The organism is Arthrobacter sp. E44 (assembly GCF_041877125.1).
GTDB lineage: Bacteria > Actinomycetota > Actinomycetes > Actinomycetales > Micrococcaceae > Arthrobacter.
In genome coordinates this window covers 1-4,600 of the sequence record NZ_JBHDJA010000047.1, presented here as the reverse complement: position 1 = coordinate 4,600, position 4,600 = coordinate 1, and the positions used below count along the sequence as shown (strand labels likewise).

Genomic DNA, 4,600 nt, shown 5'->3' with positions numbered 1-4,600 from the left:
CACGCCACAAAAGCGAACCATTTCCAGGCCGTTCAAAAAAGGGGGGTTGGCCGCTATCTTTCCGCTTCAGCGGCGGCGACTCAGAAAACAATACCCCCACACAACCCCCACCGCAAATCGGGTAGAAAGAGCCCAAGGTACCGCCGAAAACCCCGGAATGGCGGGGTTTCCGGCGGCAAACACCAGGCCTGGCATGCGAACAGAGCAGGAGAACGGCTTCTATGGAGTGGGTCACATCCGGACGGGTTTCTTACTCCACGCGCAGGACTACCTCGAAGTCAGCCTCCCGCGGCTTCAGTCGGTAGGGCTCCAGCACCCCGGGTCCACAGGCCGCGGTCCCCACGCCCCTCAAGGCATGGTCCAAGTAAATGTAAGTGCGGCCGTCCGGCGCGAGGTCCGGCCTGTGGTTCGCAGCGGCAAGCACGTCCAGGCCATAGGGCCGAACGGTCAGGGCAAACGGCTCGCCGGAAAGTCGCAGCTGCCTACCCCCGGTCTGCAGGACGGCGGACCGCACGCCGGACCGGGCGCCCGACTCTTGGGGGCGGACGTAGTCAACATCCAGGCCGGCGGGAGTCGATTCGAACCATCCCAGACGTGCGCCCTGGCCGGTGTCCGGGTAACTCTGATGCGGACCTTGGCCCAGCCATCCCACAGAGCCTATCTCCGCCCCCAGAATGAGCTCCAGCCCGATCCGGGCCCACTCGACGTCGAAGCCCGCGTTGACCCAGTCCCCTACAGGTTTGACCTGCGTCCGGAGTGCCAGCGAACCGTCACTGCTGGTCCACAGGTAGTCCACCAGTACCCCAAACTGCTTGTCCGCCGCGGCGACGCGCGTGCTCACGCGAAGGTGCTCACCGCCGTCGTCCGTTGACTCCGCACTGATTCCCAGCAGGCGGGGGTGCAACCGGTGGAGTCCTGCGTCCTGCCATTGGGTGGCAAGCGGGCGGGGGTCCGCGCCGCCCCATTCGCGCCCAAGGTCGTTGTCGGTCGGCGGCCACCACAGGACCAAGGCAAGTTTCTCAACAGGCAGCCCGGCAATCGAGGTGGGCATCCCCGTGGCCCGGTCGAATACCGCAGTGCCGAGCCGCAGCTCCTCGTCGCCCACCTCCACGGAGTCACGCGCCGGCACCCCCGCACCCGGAGGAGCGAAGCGGGCCCCCTGCCCCCAGGCGATCTCGTGGCCGTCACCGGCCCAGGCGGTGTCTGCGGCCACCACGGCACTGACAGTGAGTATGGCGTCGGAGTCCTCCGACAGCCCCGCCGCTAACTCTCCAACCTCCGCCGGCAACTCCACAGCAGCCTGGGACTGGGGTGCCAGCGGCGCGACGGCCACCGTTCCCTCACGCTGTGTCACGCCGTCGGCCTCCACCTTGTACTGGAAGCGGAAGGCTGAAGTGTCCGCGAAGTCCTGCCCGTTCCGGACAGTGAAGCCGGTCCAGGACGGTGAGACGTCGATATGCAGCGGTTCAACCACCTTCTTGAAGTCCAGGAGTCCAGGACGGGGTTTCCGGTTGGCGTCCACCAGCCCGTCGGTGACGAAGTTTCCATCGTGGACCTCTTCGCCGAAGTCCCCGCCGTATGCGAAATGCTCACCGCCTCCCGGAGAAGGCACCGTGATCCCGTGCTCCAGCCACTCCCAGACGAAGCCGCCCATGAGTCGCGGGTACTTTTCGAACAGCTCTTGGTACTCGCTCATGCCGCCCGGCCCGTTGCCCATGGCGTGCACGTATTCGCACAGCACGAACGGCATGGCGCGGCGGCGCGCGTCGAGTCCGGCGTCCTCCAGCGGCGGTTCGATGCCCTGGCCGATGAGCGCCGTCTCGGCCTGGCTGGCATACATCCGGGAGTAGACATCCACATCGGGCGAGGACCAGTCGCCTTCGTAGTGGATGGGCCGGGACGGGTCCCTGTCCTTGGTCCAGCGGGACATGGCCGCGAGGTTCCGCCCGGTGCCCGCCTCGTTGCCCAGCGACCACATGATCACGGACGGGTGGTTCTTGTCGCGCTCCACCGTCCGCTGCATCCGGTCCAGCAGCGCACCTTCCCACCGCGGGTCATCGCTGGGGTTCTGCGCCCACCCGGCACTGTGGAAGCCATGGGTTTCGAGGTCGCATTCAAGGACCACGTAGAAACCCAGCTGGTCCGCCAGCGCCAGGAAATCGGGGTGCGGCGGGTAGTGCGAAGTCCGGATGGCATTGATGTTGTGCTGTTTCATCAGCCGCAGTTCCGATTCCATGACCTCCCGGGGCACGGCACGGCCCAGCCGGGGATGGTGCTCATGGCGGTTCACGCCGCGCAGCAGGATGCGGCGGCCGTTCACCTTGAACTGGGCGTCTTCGATGGTGATGCTCCGGAAGCCCAGCTGCAGCGAAACCGTCTCGCCGGGCGTGCTGGCCGTTGCATCGTAGAGGCGGGGGACTTCCGCGGACCAGGGTTCCACGGCGGGAATGCGCTGCTCGGTGCCCGACAGCAGTTCAAGGCCAAGTTCCGGAACACGTACGACGGCGTCAACCGGCTGCCCGGCTCGGGTCACCTCAGTGCGGAGCACGCCTTCGCCAGTGCCCGGGTCATAGCCTGCGTGGACAAATACGTCATCGATGCCGTCCGCCGGCCGGGCCTGGAGTGTCACGTCCCGGAAGATCCCCGGGAGCCACCACATGTCCTGGTCCTCCACGTAACTTGCGGCGGAGAACTGGGCCACCCTCACGGCCAACGTGTTGGTGCCTTCAACAAGGACCCCCGAGACGTCGAACTCGTGGGCCAGCCGGCTACCCCGGGTGGTACCAAGCTCCACTCCGTTCAGCCATACGGTTCCGGCATTGTCGATGCCGTCAAACCGCAGGAGCGCATGCGGGAAGAACTCCCGGCCTGCGTGAAAGGTCACCACGTGGTCACCGATCGGGTTGGCGTCCGGCACATGGGGCGGTTCCACCGGGAACGGGAACTGGACGTTGGTGTAGGCCGGTGACCCGTGGCCGTGCATGTTCCAGCTGGATGGGACGGGAAGGGTGGTGAAGCCATCCAGATCTTTTCCCTGCTGCCATCCGTCTTTGGGGGCTGTCCGGATTCCCGGGCTCAGCCGGAACTGCCACTCACCGTTCAGCGAGACCCGCGCTGCATCCGACGCCAGGTAGGCCCGCGCGGGAAGGCTGCCCCGGCCTGGTTCCAGTGAGGCGAGTTCGGCGACGTCCTCGCTGCCTAGCTCGAGGTTGCGGGAAGCGCCTGCGGTTGCCCTGCCGGAGTGGACGCCGGCGGTCGCGGCGGGGAGGTGCACAGACATGTGGTTTCCTTGCTGGGGACGTTGAACGGGCCGATGCGTGAACGTTCACGCAGGCACGGCAAGAGCTTATCGTCTTGCGCGTCATTTGAGTAGGGGTCAGGCGGATTGCCGGAGAACCAGCTGGTGCTGAAGGGTCAGGTATGCGGCAGGGCTGCGCTCCGGGATTGAGCCGAACAGCAACCCGTCCAGAAGTCCGACGGCGGCCCGGCCCACCGCGCGGAGGTCCAGCGACAGGGTGGTCAGCTCGGGCGTCAAGAGTTCGCCCAGCGGTATTCCGTCCATGCCCATGACCGCACAGTCGCCGGGAACAGCTACGCCTGCTTCCTGCAGGGCCTTCAGCACTCCTGCGGCCATGAGGTCATTGAAAGCGAGAATGCCGTCGGGCCATCCGCCGCCGGCCGGTCCGAGGCCAGCTATGGCCAGCCTCGCCCCGTCCGCGGATGGCGCGGCCTGGAGGCGGGTGAGCTGCATGCCGGCGTCAGCCGCCACAGCTGCTGCGGCGGCGCTGCGGCTGCTGGGCGGGCCTCCCTGGTCGGAGTCCAGGAAGGCGATGTTACGGCAGCCCCGGGACACCAGGTGCGTGAGTCCGAGCCGGGCTGCGTGGTGGAAATCAAAAGCAATTCCGCCGGCCGTGCCCGCGTTTGGCGAGTCAAGTGCGACGACGGGGCGGCGGCCCATGATGTCCTGGGCTTCGTCGGGATGGGGCGCGAGGTAGCCAATCAGCGCGTCCACCTGGGGTGCCAGCCGGGCGGCAGCGTCCACCGCGCTTCCGCTGCCGTGGCCGTAGTCGTCCACCACCACATTCCACCCGCGGGAGGTGGCCGCCTCCACCACGCTGGAGGCAAAGGCAGGGAAATAAGGGTTGGTCAGATCGGGGATGGCGAGCCCGACAGAGATCCGGGCACCCTGTACCAGTCCCTTTGCAAAGCGGCTGGGGGTGTAGCCCAGCTCTGCCGCGAGCTTCTGGACCCGTTCCCTGGTCTCCTGGCTGATGCCTGTCATACCGTTCATGGCTCGGGTCACGGTTTGGCGTGACACGCCTGCTGCCGCCGCCACGTCCAGGATGGTGGCACGCTTGGGCGCGGGGCCGGAACTTCGGGGGGTCATAACCGGTAAGTCTAAGCGTCCCCGGTATCCTTTTTGGTTGTTAAATGTGGGAGGCCCCAACCGTGTGGTTGGGGCCTCGACCAGTTAATAGTTGTTCCGGCGGTGACCTACTCTCCCACACCCTCCCGGGTGCAGTACCATCGGCGCTGTGGGTCTTAGCTTCCGGGTTCGGAATGGGACCGGGCGTTTCCCCCACGCTATGACCGCCGTAAC

The 4,600-nt window shown here is 66.5% G+C and carries 2 protein-coding genes and 1 rRNA gene; all 3 read right to left on the bottom strand.

Annotated features, from left to right (window positions below; all coding sequences use genetic code 11):
* Positions 1-250: 250 nt before the first annotated feature.
* The 3 genes from ACETK3_RS21160 to rrf all read right to left on the bottom strand — a co-directional run bounded on the left by ACETK3_RS21160 (position 251) and on the right by rrf (position 4,598).
* Entirely contained in the window at positions 251-3,280 is a 3,030-nt protein-coding gene (locus ACETK3_RS21160) for a glycoside hydrolase family 2 TIM barrel-domain containing protein (RefSeq protein ID WP_373993581.1), read from the bottom strand.
* A gap of 96 nt (positions 3,281-3,376) precedes the next feature.
* Positions 3,377-4,387, bottom strand: coding sequence for a LacI family DNA-binding transcriptional regulator (locus ACETK3_RS21155; protein WP_236800189.1), 1,011 nt, complete (start codon positions 4,385-4,387; stop codon positions 3,377-3,379).
* Between the two features lie 94 nt (positions 4,388-4,481).
* Positions 4,482-4,598 (bottom strand): 5S ribosomal RNA (rrf, locus tag ACETK3_RS21150).
* Between the last annotated feature and the right edge of the window lie 2 nt (positions 4,599-4,600).

Bases quoted from the DNA above. Each gene is read 5' to 3' on its own strand.
- ACETK3_RS21160 (WP_373993581.1), bottom strand. From the start codon at position 3,280: ATGTCTGTGCACCTCCCCGCCGCGACCGCCGGCGTCCACTCCGGCAGG.
- ACETK3_RS21155 (WP_236800189.1), bottom strand. From the start codon at position 4,387: ATGACCCCCCGAAGTTCCGGCCCCGCGCCCAAGCGTGCCACCATCCTG.